The organism is Streptomyces sp. NPDC099050 (assembly GCF_044759865.1).
GTDB lineage: Bacteria > Actinomycetota > Actinomycetes > Streptomycetales > Streptomycetaceae > Streptomyces.
On sequence record NZ_JBIWAE010000012.1, the window covers coordinates 146,202 to 164,109 of the forward strand.

At 68.5% G+C, this 17,908-nt stretch carries 19 protein-coding genes and 2 pseudogenes; 8 read left to right on the forward strand and 13 right to left on the reverse strand.

What is annotated here, in order from left to right:
- Window positions 1–8: 8 nt before the first annotated feature.
- Window positions 9–590 (reverse strand): annotated as a pseudogene (locus tag ACIQV3_RS21345) (ABC transporter permease); the annotation flags it as partial.
- A 285-nt stretch (window positions 591–875) separates the two neighbouring features.
- On the opposite strand from ACIQV3_RS21345, the gene ACIQV3_RS21350 reads away from it, so the two are divergent.
- The 5 genes from ACIQV3_RS21350 to ACIQV3_RS21370 all read left to right on the forward strand — a co-directional run bounded on the left by ACIQV3_RS21350 (window position 876) and on the right by ACIQV3_RS21370 (window position 4,025).
- Complete coding sequence (locus ACIQV3_RS21350) at window positions 876–1,502, forward strand: hypothetical protein (RefSeq protein WP_403713993.1); 627 nt, start codon at window positions 876–878, stop codon at window positions 1,500–1,502.
- Between the two features lie 155 nt (window positions 1,503–1,657).
- Entirely contained in the window at window positions 1,658–2,038 is a 381-nt protein-coding gene (locus ACIQV3_RS21355; protein ID WP_403713994.1) for a BlaI/MecI/CopY family transcriptional regulator, read from the forward strand.
- Window positions 2,039–2,182: 144 nt separating this feature from the next.
- The gene (locus ACIQV3_RS21360; RefSeq protein ID WP_403713995.1) at window positions 2,183–2,737 is read left to right on the forward strand and encodes a hypothetical protein; all 555 of its coding nucleotides are present in this window, start codon (window positions 2,183–2,185) and stop codon (window positions 2,735–2,737) included.
- 206 nt (window positions 2,738–2,943) lie between these two features.
- Window positions 2,944–3,417 carry a MarR family winged helix-turn-helix transcriptional regulator gene (locus ACIQV3_RS21365; RefSeq protein WP_403713996.1) on the forward strand — a complete coding sequence of 158 codons (474 nt, stop codon included), beginning with the start codon at window positions 2,944–2,946 and terminating at the stop codon, window positions 3,415–3,417.
- Between the two features lie 359 nt (window positions 3,418–3,776).
- Window positions 3,777–4,025 (forward strand): hypothetical protein, encoded by a 249-nt coding sequence (locus ACIQV3_RS21370; protein ID WP_403713997.1) that lies wholly within the window; start codon window positions 3,777–3,779, stop codon window positions 4,023–4,025.
- 235 nt (window positions 4,026–4,260) lie between these two features.
- On the opposite strand, the gene ACIQV3_RS21375 is transcribed toward ACIQV3_RS21370, so the two are convergent.
- Together ACIQV3_RS21375 and ACIQV3_RS21380 are read right to left on the reverse strand one after the other, a co-directional pair.
- A complete protein-coding gene (locus ACIQV3_RS21375; RefSeq protein ID WP_403713998.1) occupies window positions 4,261–5,595 on the reverse strand; it encodes a hypothetical protein in 1,335 nt (444 codons plus the stop codon).
- Window positions 5,592–5,978, reverse strand: a complete 387-nt coding sequence (locus ACIQV3_RS21380; RefSeq protein ID WP_403713999.1) for a hypothetical protein — start codon at window positions 5,976–5,978, stop codon at window positions 5,592–5,594. Before ACIQV3_RS21380 ends, ACIQV3_RS21375 begins: the two co-directional genes overlap by 4 nt.
- A gap of 808 nt (window positions 5,979–6,786) precedes the next feature.
- On the opposite strand from ACIQV3_RS21380, the gene ACIQV3_RS21385 reads away from it, so the two are divergent.
- Window positions 6,787–7,497, forward strand: a complete 711-nt coding sequence (locus ACIQV3_RS21385) for a hypothetical protein (protein WP_403714000.1) — start codon at window positions 6,787–6,789, stop codon at window positions 7,495–7,497.
- Here ACIQV3_RS21385 and ACIQV3_RS21390 read toward each other — a convergent pair.
- The 8 genes and pseudogenes from ACIQV3_RS21390 to ACIQV3_RS21425 all read right to left on the reverse strand — a co-directional run bounded on the left by ACIQV3_RS21390 (window position 7,465) and on the right by ACIQV3_RS21425 (window position 14,568).
- Window positions 7,465–8,138 (reverse strand): annotated as a pseudogene (locus tag ACIQV3_RS21390) (IS5 family transposase). The gene ACIQV3_RS21385 and the pseudogene ACIQV3_RS21390 sit on opposite strands and share 33 nt — an antisense overlap.
- A gap of 345 nt (window positions 8,139–8,483) precedes the next feature.
- Entirely contained in the window at window positions 8,484–9,341 is an 858-nt protein-coding gene (locus ACIQV3_RS21395; RefSeq protein ID WP_403714001.1) for a 2OG-Fe(II) oxygenase, read from the reverse strand.
- 173 nt (window positions 9,342–9,514) lie between these two features.
- Window positions 9,515–9,664 carry a hypothetical protein gene (locus ACIQV3_RS21400; protein ID WP_403714002.1) on the reverse strand — a complete coding sequence of 50 codons (150 nt, stop codon included), beginning with the start codon at window positions 9,662–9,664 and terminating at the stop codon, window positions 9,515–9,517.
- 373 nt (window positions 9,665–10,037) lie between these two features.
- Entirely contained in the window at window positions 10,038–10,214 is a 177-nt protein-coding gene (locus tag ACIQV3_RS21405; protein ID WP_243332524.1) for a hypothetical protein, read from the reverse strand.
- Between the two features lie 84 nt (window positions 10,215–10,298).
- Window positions 10,299–12,236, reverse strand: coding sequence for an amino acid transporter (locus tag ACIQV3_RS21410; RefSeq protein WP_403714003.1), 1,938 nt, complete (start codon window positions 12,234–12,236; stop codon window positions 10,299–10,301).
- 224 nt (window positions 12,237–12,460) lie between these two features.
- Window positions 12,461–13,180 (reverse strand): cation transporter, encoded by a 720-nt coding sequence (locus ACIQV3_RS21415; RefSeq protein WP_403714004.1) that lies wholly within the window; start codon window positions 13,178–13,180, stop codon window positions 12,461–12,463.
- A 2-nt stretch (window positions 13,181–13,182) separates the two neighbouring features.
- A complete protein-coding gene (locus ACIQV3_RS21420; RefSeq protein WP_403714005.1) occupies window positions 13,183–13,518 on the reverse strand; it encodes an ArsR/SmtB family transcription factor in 336 nt (111 codons plus the stop codon).
- A 234-nt stretch (window positions 13,519–13,752) separates the two neighbouring features.
- Entirely contained in the window at window positions 13,753–14,568 is an 816-nt protein-coding gene (locus tag ACIQV3_RS21425; protein WP_403714006.1) for a sulfite exporter TauE/SafE family protein, read from the reverse strand.
- 609 nt (window positions 14,569–15,177) lie between these two features.
- Here ACIQV3_RS21425 and ACIQV3_RS21430 point away from each other — a divergent pair.
- Window positions 15,178–15,585, forward strand: a complete 408-nt coding sequence (locus ACIQV3_RS21430; protein WP_403714007.1) for an STAS domain-containing protein — start codon at window positions 15,178–15,180, stop codon at window positions 15,583–15,585.
- Here the strand turns inward: ACIQV3_RS21430 and ACIQV3_RS21435 are convergent.
- Both ACIQV3_RS21435 and ACIQV3_RS21440 read right to left on the reverse strand, forming a co-directional pair.
- Complete coding sequence (locus tag ACIQV3_RS21435) at window positions 15,582–16,013, reverse strand: STAS domain-containing protein (RefSeq protein WP_403714008.1); 432 nt, start codon at window positions 16,011–16,013, stop codon at window positions 15,582–15,584. The two genes, ACIQV3_RS21430 and ACIQV3_RS21435, sit on opposite strands and share 4 nt — an antisense overlap.
- A 406-nt stretch (window positions 16,014–16,419) precedes the next feature.
- Window positions 16,420–17,385: a pirin family protein gene (locus ACIQV3_RS21440; RefSeq protein ID WP_403714009.1), complete on the reverse strand. Its 966-nt coding sequence runs from the start codon at window positions 17,383–17,385 to the stop codon at window positions 16,420–16,422.
- A 96-nt stretch (window positions 17,386–17,481) separates the two neighbouring features.
- On the opposite strand from ACIQV3_RS21440, the gene ACIQV3_RS21445 reads away from it, so the two are divergent.
- Window positions 17,482–17,850: a tetratricopeptide repeat protein gene (locus ACIQV3_RS21445; protein ID WP_403714010.1), complete on the forward strand. Its 369-nt coding sequence runs from the start codon at window positions 17,482–17,484 to the stop codon at window positions 17,848–17,850.
- The last annotated feature ends 58 nt before the right edge of the window (window positions 17,851–17,908 follow it).

Below are 17,908 nucleotides of genomic sequence, written 5' to 3' on the forward strand. Positions count from 1 at the left end.
CGGTCGCGTCACGGGCGGAAGATGCGCTCGCGCGCCACGAGTTCGATGGTGACGGCCACGGCCAGGGACTGCACCGCCACGAGCGCGACCAGGACGAACAACTGAACCGCCCCCGCGAGCAGCGGGCTCGCCCCGGCGAGCAGCATGCCGACGAAGGCGCCCGGGAGGGTGACGAGACCGACGGTACGGGTCTGGTCCAGGCCCGGAAGGAGAGCTTCGGAGGCGGCCGGGCGGGCGATCTCCAGTCGCGCCTCACGGTCGGTGAATCCCAGCGCCATGGCGGCTTCGGCCTCGCCCCGTCGGCCGGCGAGTTCGTCGGGGGCGCGCCGCCCGGGCAGAACGGTGACGGTCAGCGCGCCGTCGATGAGGATTCCGGCAATGGGGATCAGCGCCATGCCTTCGAGGGGGACCAGCCCGGTCAACAACAGGGCGGCTATGACGGGGAAGACCCCTACTCCGATGGGGATCGCCGCGAGCCACCACGTCGGGCCCTTCGTGATGCGCTTGCCCGCCGTCCACACGTCGACGGAGAACATGACAGCCACGACTGCGAGCAGGCCCCAACTGGTACGAACGGCACGGTCAATGACCGTGTCATCTCGCTGATCGGCCAGAACCCCCCTTCCTCCCACACCCATCAAATATTAAGGTTTGCCTTACCTAAGTTCGACGAGATGACCCATCAACTCCTCGGAAGCCGACGCTCGTTGCCGCCGCTGCGGGCCGCGTCCGTACACCCTCGGCAGTCGGGGCGGATTCCGCATCGACCTCGCCACCATGCAGAAGATCCATTTCATGGGATCACTCCCTCAGCGGGCCACGAGCCCCACAATGAATGCGGAGAACGACATAGTCCGGCAGGAGGCTTGCGGAAATTGAAAAACCCGGAACCGGATCAGCCGGCCCAGCGCCAGGAATGGGCGAAACTGCTGATCGCCGAGCTCGCCTCGTCCCCCGACATCGACGAGGCCTTGACCACTGCGGTCCACGGCCGGCGAGATCTCGCCGCCGAGACGAACCTCCGACGCGCCAACGCGCTCCACGCGGCTGCGATGGGGCTCGGGCCCGCAGGATGCGCCACCGCAGCGGGAGTCTCAGAGTCCATTCTCGCGAGCTGGCACAAGGACCCCTACTTCGACAACGCCATGGCGTCGGCAGCGGCTCTCGCCGTCGCGCACGAGGTCGCCCCGCGTGGACGGATCAACGGACTCGGCCTCCACCTGGTTCTTCGATCCATCCTCCAAGGGGCCTTCCTCGGCACTGCGGCTGCGAGCATCGGCCTGAGGGGCGACCAGATCCTACGGATACGCCGCGAGAATCCACTGATCGACAGTCTCATCGATACTGCCGTGGCCCAGGGGCGAGTCCGGCGCCCCAAGCGGCGGCTCAAGCACCCGTTCTCCTACCGGCTGGTCGACCGCGCCGAAGCCTCCAGCGCTGGCACCCCGCCCGCTACGGCGGACCCGCAAGACCGTCCGGAGGGCCGCGAGCACCGACGCTGATACGTCTGCGGATCACCGGCCGCTTGGCGACGAACCCGGTCCCTCCGAGTGCGGACTCGCGCCGTACGGTGCCACGCCCACACCCCCGTACAGTAGGTAAGGCAAACCTTAGACGTCGGACGTAACGGTCCGGGCAGTAGCGGGGCGGTAGCAGGATGGTGGAGGAAGGCCAGGACGCGAGGCGCCCGCACGGTGAGCTCGTCGCGGACGTTCTGGCGATCCTGTGGGCGGCCGACAAGCCGATGACGCCGCAGCAGATCAACGCCGCCCTCGGCCGGGACCTGGCGAGAACGACGGTGACGACGATCCTGGGGCGCCTGTACGAGAAGGGCACGGTCCTGCGGACCCGCGAGGGCCGGGGCTTCGCCTACGCCGCGGCGGACGACGCCGCAGGCCTTGCCGCCGGCCGCATGCACCGGGAACTCGACCGGGGACCACAACGCGACCTGGTCCTGAAGCGGTTCGTGTCCTCACTGTCCGGAGATGACGAGGACGCGCTCAGGCGCCTGCTCCTGGAGGCCGAGGAAGGCGCATGACCCTCGCCCTCGCCCTGGTCATGCTGACCCTGGCCCTTCCCTGGGGGTGCGGAGGCCGCGACCCGCAGGCTCGCCTCACTCCTGCCGCCGCGCGAAGCGTGCGCGGCCCTGACCGCAGCGGCCGTCCTTCTGGCCGGTGGCACCGTGGCAGCGCTGATCGGCCTGTTCCACGTACCGTTCCTCGCGTCCCTGGAGCAGATCCCGTTGGCGCGGGCGGCTGCCGAGTGGCCCGCCGCCGTGCCGGTCTCCGCCGCGGCCGGTGCGGCTCTGGCGTTCCAGGCGGTGCGCATGGCACGCCGTTGGTACGAGCACCGCTCGGTACTCGCGCGGACATGGGCGTCCACTGGTGACGCCGTGTCCGACGGCAACCTCCTGGTCGTACGGGATGGCGACCCGCACGCCTTCGCGCTGCCCGCATGGCGCAAGCGCGCCGCCCGGGTCGTCGTGACGACGGGCATGCTCCGAACGAAGCAGCCCGAGAACCACGGTCCCCTGCTGGCGGTCGGCACGGGGCTCGTTCCGCAGCGGGTCGAAGCGCTGCTTCGGCCGGTTCCCGTCCGGCCCCAGAGTCACCGGACCCGGGCCGCCGTCGCCGGACTCGTAGCGGCGGTGTCCGTATCGGCCTTGTTGGGCCTGACCCTGGCCTACTGGCTGCACGAATACGTCGAGGTCACCGCCAGGGCTCTCCTCGCCGGCTGAACCACGCGACTGACGACATCGACGTAGACCAATCGCCCCAGGTCACGTATCGTGAGCCTAGGTTTACCTCACCTTGCCGGAACCGAAGGGACTCCTTCACCCCAGCTGAGTGCGCCGGCTTCCTCGCACGGCACTACGCCACGAACGACGTCTGTCTGTGCGTCCCGGGCCGGAGGGTTGCCTACGGCCCGGCGATTGGATGCGACGTGTACGACAGGGGTAGCGGATCCTCGAGCCCCTCGGAGGAGATCGCGTACCTGCTGGCCGAAGCAGGCAGGGCAGTGGACGCGCTGATGGCCGAGCGGCCGGGCATGCGCCTCCTGGGCCCCCTCCATCAGACGGTCCTCAGGACGCTGGCCGATCTGGGACCGCACGCCCGGCTCGATCTCGCCGAGCAACTGCGGGTACCGCCGGCCGCCATCGCACAGGTGATAGACGAGCTCCTCGCGCAGGGCCTGCTGCAGGCCATGGTCGTCAACATAGGCGGTCGACACGAGGTGGTGACCCTCACTCCCGCCGGAACCGCGGCAATGACGACGATGCAGAACGATCTGGAATCCCTGCACAACACACTGCTGGCATCCCTGACCAAGGGCGAGCGCGCCCAGTTGCGCTACCTTCTACGGCGAGTGCGCGCATCGGCCACCCGCGCGGGCGTGCTGCCACCGTCCTCGCCGTAGGCGCGCGTAGAGAACGAGCGTGCGGCACCTCGAAGTGCCTCCGCAGGAACTGGAGCATCGCATCGCGCTCCATAACCAGAGCCGGGCTCCGTCGTCGGATGATGCCGGTAGTGGGTGTCGGGCGCCTGGGGCCGCGGGCGGATCCACGCGATCAGTAGCCAGGCGACTCACCACGCAGGAGGGCGTCGAGGCGGTGGCAGGCCCCGACGGCCCGACCTCAGGTGGATGAAGGAGGTTCGAGGACCGGCTCATCAGTGCCGGCTTGCGTGGCCTGGTGACCAGCCGCTCTGTACCCGGCTTCATCAGGATGTCCTTGAACGCGTAAGTGTCGCCATGCCACATCGAAGGAGACGTTGCCGTTGCTGGCTTTGGACATTCGCCGGGCTCGCCAGCTGGTCCTGGGAGAAAGCAGCCAGCGCCAGACTGCTGTGCTCAACGAGGACACCTCACGTGAGCACCTCCGGGGGCTGGGTCCGTGCGGCACCTACGTCGCCTATCGCCGTTTGAAGGGGGCGATCGCGCAGGGCATCGACCTGCTCCGCGTGTTGAGGTCGATGTGCGCCGCGCATACCGGCAGCCAGAACCGTGAAGAGCATCTCCTTCTGTGATGGCGCGGAAAATGTGTCCAGGAAGCCACGGAGGATCTCCAGGAGTTCGTATTCGGTGTCCCGAGCCCCTTCTGGCCTGTACTGCGCGAACCTCTGGCTGATTGCTTCGAGATCTTGCGGCTTAGGCGGACTGGCCAAGTTGACGTCCTCTGCTTCGAGCCACCGCACCAGGACTGCGGCGGGGTGGGCGTACTGCGCGGCGGCGGCTTCGGTACGCTGCCGTGACCTCGCGTCCTCAATGGCCTGGTTGCGTCGTGTCGCCAGCAGGGCCGCCACGGCTGCTTGATCCTGTTCTGAGAGGCCGATTCTGATGCTGGCGCTGTACGCGATGGACGGAGACAGCCCTGGCATAGCCCGGTTTGTCGTCAAAGGAGATGGCCCTCCCCGTGACTGTCGCGCCCACTGCCTTGAGGCGCGTCGTCAGATCTGGGCCGGTCAAGATCTTGCGAACGCTACTCTCCGCGTCTTCCCTGAGTAGCTGGCGAGCGTGGCTCTGGACGGTCACTGCCTCTTCGCCCCCCAAGAACAGGGCCGAAACGAGCAATGCCCTCTCCTCGGGAAGTTCTTGGGTCGCGGTGAAGACCTCCTCAACACGCTTGCTCCATTGCTGGAACGAGTTGGTGGCGGTTTCGCGGCCGGTCTCCGAGTCCTCGACGAAAGCCGCCACCGCCGCCAGACGCACGGCGTCGGCGGGCCCCGTGCCCTTCGTCAGCAGGTGGGCCAGTGGACCTGGAGGGAAGGATTCAACCCACGAAGCGCGATCCGGCACGCCATAGACGTGCTTGAGATGTTCCGCAGCCACACGGTGGGGAGACGGCCTTGTCTTCGCGCGAACGAGTACTCCACCCAGTGCACCCGACTGCTCCTCGGGCCAGCCCCGCTCGTCGGCGATGACGACCAGGTACGAATTGATCCGTCGGAGGTTCTCCGCGTGCTTGATCAGCGCGGAGGCCGTCGAAACGGAGTCCGCCCAACCATCGATTTCGGACGCGACGTCCAGTAGGTACACGACGCCGGACTTCTGGGGAAGCAAGGAGACATCCGGAGCCTCCGGCTTCTCCCAGTCGGGCCGGATCTCCGTCATCTGTAATGGTTTGCCGTCGGCAGTCGGCGGATCGTGAGCCACGAGCCAACCCGTTCGCAGGCCGATGGATCGCTTGCCTAGGCCCGGAGCGCCAGCGATGACCGTCAGGGCCGGCCCCGCTGTCCTCAGCAGCCTTTCTGCCTCCGCGACCGTCGGCAGGTGTTCGTCGTGTGGCCCCTGGCCCACCCATGCGAGTTCGACAGCCTTAAGCTCAAGCTCGGGGATATCGGTTACTGGAAGCGGCTGCCTGCTGTCCATGCTCACGTGGCCGACGGCACCGCCGGCCACGACGACGATCGATCTGTCGAGGTTGGCCACGTTCACGCTTGCCGACCGGATCAGCTCACTCAGCTCACCAGTCGGCGAAAGTACCGCGGGGGATTCTTCGACCGTTCCTCCGGCGAAGTCGCCCTCAGTTGTTGGTGCCGCGGGGCCGGAGATTTCGGGCTCCGATCGTTGGGGCCCGAACGGGTTGACCTCCGTCAACGGGCCACCCCCGGGCTGTTGTAGCTGACCGACCCGATCGACCCGTTTGCCGTCACGACCTGCGAGTTCGTGTTTCCGGTCGCGGTCACCTGCGGAGCGGATCCACTCGACTCGCTGGTCCTGTCGGCAACCAGAGCCTGCAGAACGGCTGCAGCCTCGGGGTGCTTCATCAGGAACGCAGCCAGCTGGATCGCCACCTGGGTGCGCAGCTCTTCCGACACAGCGGCACGCTCGTTCTCCGGGCTTCCCACCAACGTGGCGTGCCGAAGATCGAGAACCCGCAGTTCCTCGGGAGCTGACTCTTCCCCGCCCAGGTGGAAGAAACGGGCCATGGCATCGCGCGCGCTCTGCCAGCTGGTCCTCGCCATCTCGGCAACCAGCACCCCCCGCACCGCTGGAGGCGACTTCCATCACGTTAAACGCATCCGTCACAACACATCCCCCTCTGACCATGAACTGTCGACGCATGGAGAGCTCAGAGTGCGAGTGGCCGAGGAGTCCGGCAATCGAAATTGCTTTCTCGTCCGAAAATTGATCGTCATGCACGCGGGAAACCTGGAAGTCCCTGACGTGCGATGTCGCGAATCAGGACAGGAGGAGTGCAGGTGGCATGGGGTTCAATGAGGCGTCGGTTCGTTTATTTCTGCCGAAAGCGTTCGAATAACATGTGGCCGAAAGGTGGATGTGACGCAGAAACCGAAGTGTCCGATGGGGCCTATGGGGAAGTTGATGCGATCCATACCAGCTAAAACGGCTGGGCAATTCGCATCTCCCATTCTCCGCGTGTCGCGAAGAATCAATGCCCGGGGTGAGGGTCGCGTTCGAATTCGAGCCTGTAGGTGAAAGGGTCGCGGTCACCCAAGTCTGATCCCACTGTCGGGCTGCGTCAGTGCTGCTGCCCGCCGCGGGGTGCAATGGTCGGAGTGCCGGCCGTGGACCGCTGTGCCCACGGCCGCAGTGCTGCGGGCTGCCAGCTGTCTAGGCCATGCCTCTCTGATCATCTGACTTGGTGTCCCTGCGCGACTCGACAGGATCTTCGTGCCCGTCAGATCGCTGCCACCAGAGGTGGTGGGTAGTAACCCTGTACCACTGGGCGAGCTCCGGCAGAATCTGGATGCCGCACCGGCTGCCCAACTGGTAGCGTCGGGATCTTCACCGGTCTGCCGGATGGAGTACCCGGGCAGGATCCTCATGACCGACCCCCACCGTCGACTCAGGAACGCACTCGACGCACTGGACGTCGCCTTCGCGCCCCTCACATCGGATGCAATCACCGTTGGCGGCTGCACCCACTGCTACGCCGACAGCGACCTCGCGGCCCTCGAAGGGCCCGTCGACCAGGTGCCGGATGACCTGATCTCCTCCATCGCGGCCAAGTCGGTCGGCCACTGGGATGACTTCCCCGCGCTGTATCGCCGAATGACGCCCCGGATCGTACGGCTCCTGGCAACCGACCAGCTCCACGTCGATCACGGGCTGATCGCCTCCCGGCTGGTCACCGCAGGCTGGCACGACTGGCCCGTCCCTCAGCGGGACGCGCTGGAGCAGGTCTGGCACGCCTGGTGGCGCTCGACTCTGCACGAACACCCCGGCCCCGCGTACATCATGGGGGTGTTGGAGACCATCGCCGTCAGCACCCGCACCCGCACCCTGGCACCATGGCTGACGATCTGGGCCGACACCCGGACGGAGGCTGCAGACCGGCACCTGGACGACGCCCTCGACGCCTGGCTCTTCGAGACGCGACTCACCACCCTGCGGCTGGGCTTCTACGACGAGCTGGATGCCACTGTCGAACTGGTGCCCTGGCTGCTCTCCCTGGGCGCTGCCCGGATCGGGGCCACCCGGTTCTTCGAGGTGGAACGGATTTCACTCGGCCAGGCCATGCCCCACCATCCATGAGCGGAGCCAGATGATAATGGCCGCGAAGGTCACAGTGCCAAGAAAAACGTGGCCGCGCTTGTCGTAGCGCGTGGCCACGGCCCGGAAACCCTTGAGCCTGTTGATCGCTCGCTCGACGACGTTGCGCTTCTTGTACCGCTCCTTGTCGAAGCCGGGAGGCCGACCGCCGCGGGAGCCACGTGTCACGCGGTTGGCCGCCTGGTCCGCCTTCTCCGGAATGACGTGCCGGATACCGCGTCTACGCAGGTAGGCCCGCGTGCGTCGATTGCTGTAGGCCTTATCTCACGCTGTCAGGGCGTGTGCGGGGCCGCCCGGCGCCGTTGGTGGGCGCGCATGGCCGTGGAGTCGACCGAGACGTCCCAGTCGATCGCGCCCTCGGCATCCGCAGCAGCCTGGACTTGCTGCAGCAGCCGCTCCCAGGTCCCGTCGGCCGACCACTGCAGGAGCCGCTTGTGGACGGTCTTCCACGGGCCGAACCGCTCCGGCAGGTCGCGCCACTGCACGCCCGTCCGAACTCGGTGCAGGACACCGTTGATCGCCTGTCGATGGTCCCGCCACCTGCCGCAACGTCCATTGCTCACGGGCAGGAGGGGATCCAGCCTGGCCCATTCCGCGTCCGTCAGATCACCGCGACCAGTCACACCAAGCTAACGATCCGATGATCGGAGAGACATGACCTAAGGCCATCGGCCAGGGGGGTAGGTGCTAGATCCGGCAGGCGCTCAGGGCGGCCGGACGGTGTCGCTCGTTGGCGATGGCTCGGATGGGCCGACTGCGCCCGCCGCGCAGCAGTGCGTCTGGTGAGTTCAGGCTGGGGGCGTTCTGAAAAGTGGGGGGTGCCGTTTTGGGTCTCTGCGCGCTGAGGCGGTGACCTGGGCATTCGGGATTTTCGACAGATCCCCTCCGTCGTGCTGTCAACCGAGCTGCTCGGAGCGTTCCTGGCTCAGTCCGAGGGTCCGACTCGGACTGAGCTCGCAGCACCACGTTCAGGGCGTCGTGCGGAATGTGGGGAGGGTGAGTCGCGTGGCAGGGGCAGCTGGCGGAAGCGCGATGGGGCGGGCACCGTCGTGGTCGTGCTCGACATCCGCGAGCGGGCGGGTACGTTCGGCCGCCCGGGCCATCCACGGAAGGATCCGGAACGAAGAGCCCTGCACCGCCTCCGTGGTCTCGGCACCGCTGATCCACGTCGTGAGGGTGAACCGGTGATCGGCGAAATGCCCGCTGGGGCACGTGGACGGGACGACCTCGTGGAAGGCGCTCGCCGGGAAGAAGACGATGGTGTCGTGCTCGGGTTCCACGGTGCGGTAGGACTCCGCGGGCTGCGCCCCGCCGTCGGTGAGCAGGGTGTCGTACAGCCGGAGTTGGCCCCCGTCGAAGCCTCGGGGCTTGCGGTGGAGGTAGTACACGGCTGACAGGGCCGTGCTCACGTCGCGGACCCGTGAGGCGTCCGTGTGCATGCCGTAGTGGCCTCCTTCCCCGTGCGCGGTCAGCACCGTCAAAGTCTGCGTGAGCGCGGCCCGGTGGCCGAGCACCTCCTGGACGAGCGGCAGGCAGTCGGCTAGGTGCCGGCTCAGCACCGGGCTGGTCACCGGGAGCACGAGGGAGCTGCGGCCCTTGTGCGAGACCTGGCCCGACAGCGGGTCCAGGACCGTTCCGGCGCGGAAGTCCGGCTCCCGGGAGATCGCGTAGCTCAGCAGGCGGGCGGCGCGGTCGGCGCCGAGGAAGTTCTCCAGACGGCAGACCGGGGCCGGTACTACCGGGGTCGTGGAGCACTGGTCGGAGGGAGGCAGGTCGCGGGTGCTGATTTCCGTCGGCGTGGCCGGTTCCTTCGCGTATCCACTCATGGCCCGGAACCGTAAACGGAGTCGCTCGGGCCGCCGAAGGGGCACATGGGGGCGCACGGGAGTACGACGCGTCCGGCTATCGGCGGTACGGCGCGAAGGATGCCGTCGACCTGGTCAAGATCCGGACGCTCGCCGAATCCGGCGTCCCCCTGTCCCGTATCCGGGACCTGAGATCAGCGACCGGCGGGGAGCTCCAGCAGACGTTGCACGAGATCGACGACGAGCTCACCGCCCGCATCCGCGGCCTGCGGGAAACGCAAGGGCGTCTGCGTAGGCTCGCCGCTGGGCAGCTGACGCCACTGCCCGCCGAGGTCGGCGCCCATCTGGAGGACCTCGCCCGCTGGGGGTTCACACCACGCTGGGTCAACCTCCAGCGCGACCTGTGGATCCTCGTCTTCGCCACCCACCCCGACAACGCGGACACGCTCTTGCGCGACCAGTCCGGGAGCCTGGCCGACCCCGGCTACGACAGCTCTTCCTGGACTACGACCACGCGTACGACCTCGACGCCGACGACCCCCGCCTCGACGACCTCGCCCACCGAATCGCCGGGGCGCATCGGGAACGCTATGGCGCCGACGAGCCTCCCCAAGTGGACGCGGGTTCGCAGATCCCCGGCCTCATCCAGGGCACGGTCAACGCCGCGTCCCCCGCATGGCAGCGACTCGACCCGCTCATTCGCGCAGAACTGGGCATTCACTCGGGCCGGTAGACGAGCTCGATCACCATCGCCGCGATGAGCCCCCAGACGCCGATTCCCAAGAGCCACATGACGTCGAGGGCCGCGCCGGTGGTGACGACCACCAGGCCGCCCGCCCCGAGGGCGAGTACGGTCCGGTGGATGCCGCGGTCGGGACGCCAGTCGATGGTCACAGCAGCGAGAATCCCGCCGGATCCTCCTCTCGTCGAGGAGCCGGCGGGATTCCTGTCGGCTTCTTGACGCCCCGTCGCCTGACGTCAGCCGGCGTGGACGTGCGGGCGGCGGGCCCGGTCGGGTTCGGCCTCGCGGATGACCTCGCGGGTGACGGGGGCGACTTCGCCCTGGCCGAAGAGGAAGAAGCGCAGGAAGTTGGCCATCGGGTTGCCCTCGGTCCACTCGAAGTAGATGTGGGGGCGCTGGCCTGTCTCGTCGCGGACGTGGAGCAGGAACGCCGCCAGGGCGTTGGGGATGCTGGAGCTCTCCAGGGTCAGAACCCGGTAGCGGCCGTGCAGCACTTCGCCGCGGACCCGCATGCCCGATTCGAACTCCGAGGCGTCCAGGACGGTGACTTCGACGAACATGACGTCGTCGCCGGACGGGATGTCATTGTCCGCGCGGATCTGCTCCTTCTTCTGCCGGTACTCGTCGAGGTCCCGGTTGTCGGGCTCGTTGGCGATGAAGCGGATCGTGCGGTTGGACGTGTCGCGGATGAAGCGCTGCGCCATGTCGTCCAGTTCCACGTCCGTGACGCGCAACTCGAAGACGCGCGCGAGGCGGGAGAGGAGGGACAGGGCCATGATGCCGGCGATGAAGCAGGCACCGATCTTCACACCGTCCGGGCGCTCCACGACGTTCACGGCCGTGGTGTAGATGAATACGGCCGAGATGACGCCGAAGCCGATGGTCCAGCCGCGCTCACCGGCCCGGCGGGCGGCGATGGTCACGGCGACGGCCGCCGAGGTGATCAGGACCAGGACACCGGTGGCGTACGCGCCGCCCTGGGCGTCGACGTCCGCGTCGAAGATCCAGGTCACCAGGAAGGCGACCAGGGTGAACACGATGACCATCGGGCGCAGGGCGCGGGCCCAGTGCGGGGCCATGCCGTAGCGGGGCAGGTAGCGCGGCATCAGGTTCAGCAGGCCGGCCATGGCCGAGGAGCCCGCGAACCACAGGATCATGATCGTGGAGATGTCGTAGACCGTGCCGAAGGCGGAGCCGAGGTACTCGTGCGCCAGGTAGGCCAGGGCACGGCCGTTGGCCTCGCCGCCTGGCTTGAACTGATCGGTCGGGATCAGCAGCGTGGTGATGAAGCTGGAGCAGATCAGGAAGACGCTCATGATGATGGCCGCGGTCGTCAGCAGCTTCTTGGCGCCACGGATCCGGCCGGCCGGGTTGGCCCGGGTGTCCTCGGGGTCGCCCTTGACGTGCGGCATGACCGCCACACCGGTTTCGAAGCCGGAGAGGCCGAGTGCGAGCTTCGGGAAGACGATGAGGGCGATGGCGATCATCATGAACGGGTTGCCGTGCTCGGTGGTCAGCGCGGTCGTCCAGTCGGTGATGACGTGGGGTTCGGTCATCACCTGCCACAGCCCAACGGCCACCACGATGACGTTCAGGCCGAGGTACGTGGCCACCAGGACCACGGCGACGCCGATGGCCTCGCTGAATCCCTTCAGGAACACGGCCCCGAGCAGCGCGATCATGATCAGGGTGATCAGTACTTCGTGACCGTGGAGGGTGCTGGTGAGGTGCGGGTTCTCCACCAGGTGCGCGGTGGCGTCGGCGGCGGAGAGGGTGATGGTGATGAGGAAGTCCGTCGCCGCGAACCCGAGCAGGGTCAGGACGAACAGCTTCCCCTTCCAGAACGTCAGCAGCCGCTCCAGCATCGCGATGGAGCCCTCACCGTTCGGGCTCTCCTGGGCGACCCGCCGGTAGACGGGCAGCGCACCCAAGAGGGTGAGGAGCACGAGCACGATGGTCGCCAGCGGCGACAGCAGGCCGGCCGCGAGCGCCGCGATACCGGGCTGGTAGCCGAGGGTGGAGAAGTAGTCGAGACCCGTCAGGCACATGACCCGCCACCACGGACGGCCGTGCGGCTGGGCCGCCGCCTCCTTGGCGGCGGGCGAACTGCTCTCGGCGGTCAAGCCTTCCAGCATCCACGCCCGCAGGCGCGACGTGCGGGCAGGGGTGGCCATCGTGGTGGGCTCCTGTCGTACGGCAAAGAATCAGCCATCGGCGTCGACGGCTGAGCAAGCGTACGCAGCCTGATCACTTATGCCCGGACTTGAGCCAATCCTGACGCGTCCTTAACACACACCCTCCCGGTGGCGTAGTGGACGCACTTTCGACGCAGGCGAAGTCCCGCCCGCCAGGTCGACAGCCGGCCGGGACCGTTCGGTCCTTCAAGGAGCTCGGCGGCTCACCCGCAGCAGTCGCCGCCGGGGCGGCAACCGCACGCGGCCGCCGGTGCAGGAGCGGCCGGAGCTGTCGAAACGGGGGCCGCGCAGCACCCCTTGCCCTGCCAGGCATCACGTCCTTCCTTGACGGCGATGGCGGCGATGACCAGGGCGGCGATGGGGTCGGCCCAGGACCAGCCGAGGGTGGCGTTGAGGACCAGGCCGACGAGGAGGACGGCGGACAGATAGGTGCACAGGAGGGTCTGCCGGGAATCGGCGACCGCGGAGGCGGAGCCGAGTTCGCGGCCCGCTCGGCGCTGGGCGGCGGAGAGGAAGGGCATCACCGCGAGGGAGAGGGCGGCGATGGCGATGCCGGGGACGGAGCGTTCGGCCTCGCCGGTCCCGGCCAGCGCGCGGACGGCATCGACGGTGACGTACGCGGCGAGCGCGAAGAAGGAGACGGCGATGATCCGCAGGGTGCGCTGCTCACGGGCCTGGCGTACGACGTGGTCGCGGGCGGAGAACTGCCAGGCGACCGCGGTGGCGGAGGAAACCTCGATGACGGAGTCGAGGCCGAAGCCGACCAGGGCGGTGGAGGAGGCGAGGGCGCCGGCCGTGATGGCGACGATCGCCTCGATGACGTTGTAGGTGATGGTCGCGGCCACGAGGAGCCGTATCCGGCGGGCGAGCGCGTCACGCCGGGCCGGAGAGGGACCGAGGGATATGGATGTCTCGGCGGTCATCGTCAGCAGCACCCCTTCTCGGCGGCGTCCGGGCAAGTGCGGTCGGCTTCGATGGCCACTACGGCGGTGCGCAGGTCATCGAGTGCGTGGCCGAGGCGTTCATCGGCGAGCTCGTAGCGGGTGCGGCGGCCGTCCGGCACGGTGACGACCAGGCCGCAGTCGCGCAGGCAGGCCAGGTGGTTGGACAGCCGCGTGCGGGAAATGCCGAGCGCGTCGGCGAGGTCGGCGGGGTAGGCCGGGGCGTCGCGCAGCGCGAGCAGGATGCGGCAGCGGATGGGGTCGGCGAGCGCGCGGCCGAACCTGGCCAGCACCTCGATGTCGGGGGCAACAGTCAGCACGCCACGAGAGTACACAAAGTCCTGAATTCAGGGAACTCTGGATAGTCGAGTAGAGCCTGGCCACATGAGGCGTCCGGCGCCTGTCCCCCGCTGGGGCCGGACAGCTCATGTGGTGTGCGACGGCTGACCGGGCGCGCGGTCGCATCGGCCCGTACTCCCACGGTGGGGCCAAGCGTTTCCCGGCCGTGTTCAGGTCACCGCGCACCTGCCGCGCGCCACCGGCCCTCATCCGTTTCAGTTGTGATGGGCGAGCTTGACCGCGGAGACGAGCAGGATGACGGCCAGTGCCGGGATGAGGACCACGTCCGGGAACACGCCGAGCAGCAGGCCGCCCAGCACTGCCCCGGTGATCGATCCTGCGGCCATGACCATGGTGAAACGGCCGTTCGCGCCGAGGACGGCGAAGCTGCCGTCGCGGCTGTAACGGGCGAACGCCACCAGCATCGTCGGCAGGGACACCAGCAGCGAGAGGCTTCCGGCTGTCTTAACGTCCTGACCGAAGAGCAGCACGATCGTCGGGATCAGCAGCTCGCCGCCGGCCACGCCCATGATCGCCGCGACAACGCCGATGCCGAACCCTGTGACGACACCGGCAGGCACTTTGGCCCACAGCGGCAGGTCGAGCGTGCCCAGGGCGGTGGTGTGCGTGACCACCAGGGCGGCCGCCATGAGCACCATCAGGGCGGCCAGCACCTTGTAGAGGGTCGAGGAGCGCATGCGCACGGCCCAGGAGGCTCCGGCCCAGGCGCCCAGCAGGCTTCCGGCCAGCATGTTGACCGCCACGGGCCAGCGTTCGGCTACCTCGGCAGCAGGAACCGCGGCCAGCCGGGCGGGCAGTGCGACCAGGACCACGACCAGGCTCATCGCCTTGTTCAGGATGACGGCCGAGAGCGCAGCGAACCCGAAGAGGCTGATCAGCAGCGGCAGCCGGAACTCCGCACCACCCAGACCGATCATTCCGCCCAGAACGCCGATGGCAGCTCCCGCACCGAACACCGAGGGTGCAGTGTGCGTCGAGCGGAGGGAACCGACGTTCTGGTCAGAAGACATGACGAGAATCTTTGCTGGCCACGGGCCCGTATTCCATGATGCGGCTGCACCTTCGGGGAAAGCCACCGGCCACGGTCCCAGGACTTGTGAGGACCTCCGAGGCCCGGAATCGACCCGGTGGACCAGGCCCACCCAGCAGTCCTGGTGCTGTCGAACCACCCGTGGACACAGCCACGTACGTCATTGCGCCCGGCCCGCGCCGCACGGCGCGGCCGGGCGCGTTCCCGTGGACGGGCGTTAGCTGGAGGTACCCGGAGCTTCGACGGCGCACGGACGTCCCGTCAATGCCGTGTTGGGCGCGGCCGTCCTCAACGAACAGTGCACCCCCGGTACGCCCCGCCGACCGGTGGCTCTTTCGCGTGAACCCAATGCGAAAGCAGAGGTCTTTCGATCGGGCGAACCTCCTCAGCGCCGCGTGCATCGGCCGCATCCGCGGTCTCCTGCCCGGACTGCCGTGGGCGACGCATCCGTAAGGAAGTGCTCCACCCGAAGATGCGCAATGAGTTGGGCCACGTGGCCGTGTGTCCCGCTCCTCCTTGCAACGGGGGCCGCCAGGATGGTGGGCCTTGCGGGCGCCCGGCGCCCGCCGGTGACGGGAAGGAACCCGCATTGATCACCACCAGCCTCCAGTACCACGGCACCTCGGTCCTCCTCGGCATCGCCGGAACCCTCGGCGAGGATGCCGGCGCTGCTCTGCAGCGCGCCCTGGACTCCGTCGAAAACAGCGACCGTGTCTTGATGATCGACATGCACCAGGTGCCCGTCATGGACGCCGACGGGCTACTGCACGTCCTGGACCTCCATCGGCGTGCCGAATGTCTGGGCCTGAGGACCCTCATCGTCGGCTGGCAGCCCCAGCCCCAACAGCTCATGGCCACCGTCGCCGGCACCCCCGGAGCGGGTGCCGGGGAACGCTACGCCGTCGCGGGCTTCCGCCGGCTCCTCCAAGACCGCGCGCAGCGCGCACGCGACCGCGCCGAGCTCGACGCCGGCTCTCTGCCCACGCCTAACGCCTAACGCGACCAGCACACGGCCCGGCGCAGTACGTCCCGCCTGGCCCGGGCGGCTCCTGTCGCGCGGGCGGCGGCAGCGGAGTCCTGCAGGGACCGGCGCAGCAGGCCGGTGGGTCCGACACGGTTCCGCTCGCGGCCGATCTCCAGGTCGAGGCCGTCGACGAGGTCGAGGAGACGCTGCGGTTCCGGCCGCCAGTTGTAGGCGAAGAACGCGATCCCGCGGGCCTGGAGACGGCTGGCGAAGTCGATCAGACCGTGCAGACCGCTCACGTCCACGAACGTCAGGTGCTGCATGTCGCAGGCCACCACGTCGATCCGGTCGAGGGCTGTCTGCAACCCGTCCAGAGCGGTCTTGGTGTGCAGGTCGAGCTCGCCGGCCGGGGTGAGATGCACCGTCGGCCCGTAGCGCCGCACCGTCAGCTGAATGTTCATGCGATCTCACCTCGCCGTGACCGACGAGCTGAGGTGCGCCCGCCCAGATCCGAGCACGGGGTGGCCCGCTCCGACCCTCCCCCTGCTCTCCAGCCATCCGCAAGCCCGCCCCACCAGAAGCCACCCCGGCGGTTCAGCGAGAGGGGTCCCACACCTCGGGGCCGGCGCCCCGCCACTCCACGAAGCCCGGATCGGTCAGATCCAAGGAATCTAACTACTCGTCAGCAAAGTCAGCAAAGGGGCAGCATTAGTCCGACCAGACCTGACCACACCCTGCTCTACATGGGATGGGAACCCAAGATCAAGAACCCTGCCCGGAGATCTCGCCTGCGTCCACCAGCCCATGGGAACCGGAACGAAAGGACAGCCTCTCCGCCCGACCTAACCCTGACAAGATCAGCGCAGTTCAACGCACTCTTCCCCTAGGCTTCAAGCGAGTCGGGGGCAGTTCCGGAGCTGGAATCGGAGCGCCGTCGTAGCCCTTGACCTCGCCGTAGCGGGTGCCCTTCGTCCAGTCCTCGCGGAAGCCCTCGATGTCCTCCTGGGACCGTCCGATCCAGTTCCAGAACATCACGATCTCCTCCTCGAACGGCTCGCCGCCCAGCAGCATCAGGCCGGTGTCGGAGACCGCGCGCAGGGGGAGGTCCGTGCGGCCGCAGCCGAGGTAGAGCATCGCGCCCGGGAGGAGCGGGACGCCGTCGACGTGGGCTTCGCCCGACATCGACAGGACCGCGTACTCGAAGTCCGGGTTCAGCGGGAGCCGGGTTTCCGTGCCCGCCGCCAGGGTCAGGTCCGCGCCGACGATCGGGCTGTACGCGGTTCCGGGCGAGGTCGCCGAGTCCAGGGTGCCCAGGATGACCGTCGCCGTCAGGCCCGGGGCGGTGACCTGCGGGAGGTCCGCGTGGTGCTGGAAGTGCGGGTCCACGTCGCGGTGCGCGTCCGGGAGGGCCACCCACAGCTGCGCGCCGTGCAGCAGGCGGGCGTGCGGGCGCGGGCTCTCCTCGGAGTGGCTGATGCCCCGGCCGGAGGTCATCAGGCCGAGCTCGCGCGGGCGGATCGTCGCCAGGCTGCCGACGCTGTCGCGGTGCAGCACCTCGCCCTCGTGGAGCCAACTCACGGTTTGGAGCCCCGAGTGCGGGTGGGGCGCGACCTGCATGCCCGGCTCCTCGGCGATGTCGTCGGGACCGTAGTGGTCGACGAAGCACCAGGCGCCGACCATGCGGCGGCCCAGGTTCGGCAGGAGGCGGCGGACCTCCGTGGACTCGCCGAGTTTGACGGTGCGCGGGCTCAGGAGCTCGCGCACCGGCTCGGCGACGACGAACCCGCGGCCGCCGCAGGTGGAGAGAGCGGGCTGGCGATCGAGATTGCTCATACCGCACAACTTAGTCCCGGCGCAGCCGCCGCGGTCATGGGAATGTGCGTACGGATCCGCGTGTTGAGCAGCCCGACACAGTGACGAAGGGATCCGATGGACGTCATGGGCGCGATCGACGGGCAGCAGGGCTACCTGGAGCACGGGACCGCCGCCGAGCGCTGGGACCGCGGCCGGCTCTTCTTCGAGGCGAAGGAGTACGCGAACGCCGCCCGTGTCCTGCACGGCGTGGCGGCCGAGGCCCCCGAGCTGCTGGCTCCGCGGCTGCTGCTGGCCCGGGCCTACTACCACTCCGCCCAGCTCTCCAAGGCCGAGCGCGAGCTCCGCGCCGTTCTGGAGCGCTGGCCCGTGGAGGACTACGCGCAGCTGATGCTCGGGCGGACCCTGGAGCGCCAGGGCCGGGCCGCCGAGGCGGCGCCGTACCTGCGGCTCGCCGCCGCGATGGCCGGGGATTTCCCGGAGTAGGGGTGGCGCGGCCGTCCCCGGGCGGGGCCGCGTACCGCCCCGCCCACTCTCCCGGCCC

Bases quoted from the DNA above. Each gene is read 5' to 3' on its own strand.
- ACIQV3_RS21425 (WP_403714006.1), bottom strand. From the start codon at position 14,568: ATGTCTTCTGACCAGAACGTCGGTTCCCTCCGCTCGACGCACACTGCA.
- ACIQV3_RS21440 (WP_403714009.1), bottom strand. From the start codon at position 17,385: ATGAGCAATCTCGATCGCCAGCCCGCTCTCTCCACCTGCGGCGGCCGC.
- ACIQV3_RS21410 (WP_403714003.1), bottom strand. From the start codon at position 12,236: ATGGCCACCCCTGCCCGCACGTCGCGCCTGCGGGCGTGGATGCTGGAA.
- ACIQV3_RS21435 (WP_403714008.1), bottom strand. From the start codon at position 16,013: ATGAACATTCAGCTGACGGTGCGGCGCTACGGGCCGACGGTGCATCTC.
- ACIQV3_RS21415 (WP_403714004.1), bottom strand. From the start codon at position 13,180: ATGACCGCCGAGACATCCATATCCCTCGGTCCCTCTCCGGCCCGGCGT.
- ACIQV3_RS21355 (WP_403713994.1), top strand. From the start codon at position 1,658: ATGGTGGAGGAAGGCCAGGACGCGAGGCGCCCGCACGGTGAGCTCGTC.
- ACIQV3_RS21385 (WP_403714000.1), top strand. From the start codon at position 6,787: ATGACCGACCCCCACCGTCGACTCAGGAACGCACTCGACGCACTGGAC.
- ACIQV3_RS21395 (WP_403714001.1), bottom strand. From the start codon at position 9,341: ATGAGTGGATACGCGAAGGAACCGGCCACGCCGACGGAAATCAGCACC.
- ACIQV3_RS21400 (WP_403714002.1), bottom strand. From the start codon at position 9,664: ATGGGCGCCGACCTCGGCGGGCAGTGGCGTCAGCTGCCCAGCGGCGAG.
- ACIQV3_RS21445 (WP_403714010.1), top strand. From the start codon at position 17,482: ATGGACGTCATGGGCGCGATCGACGGGCAGCAGGGCTACCTGGAGCAC.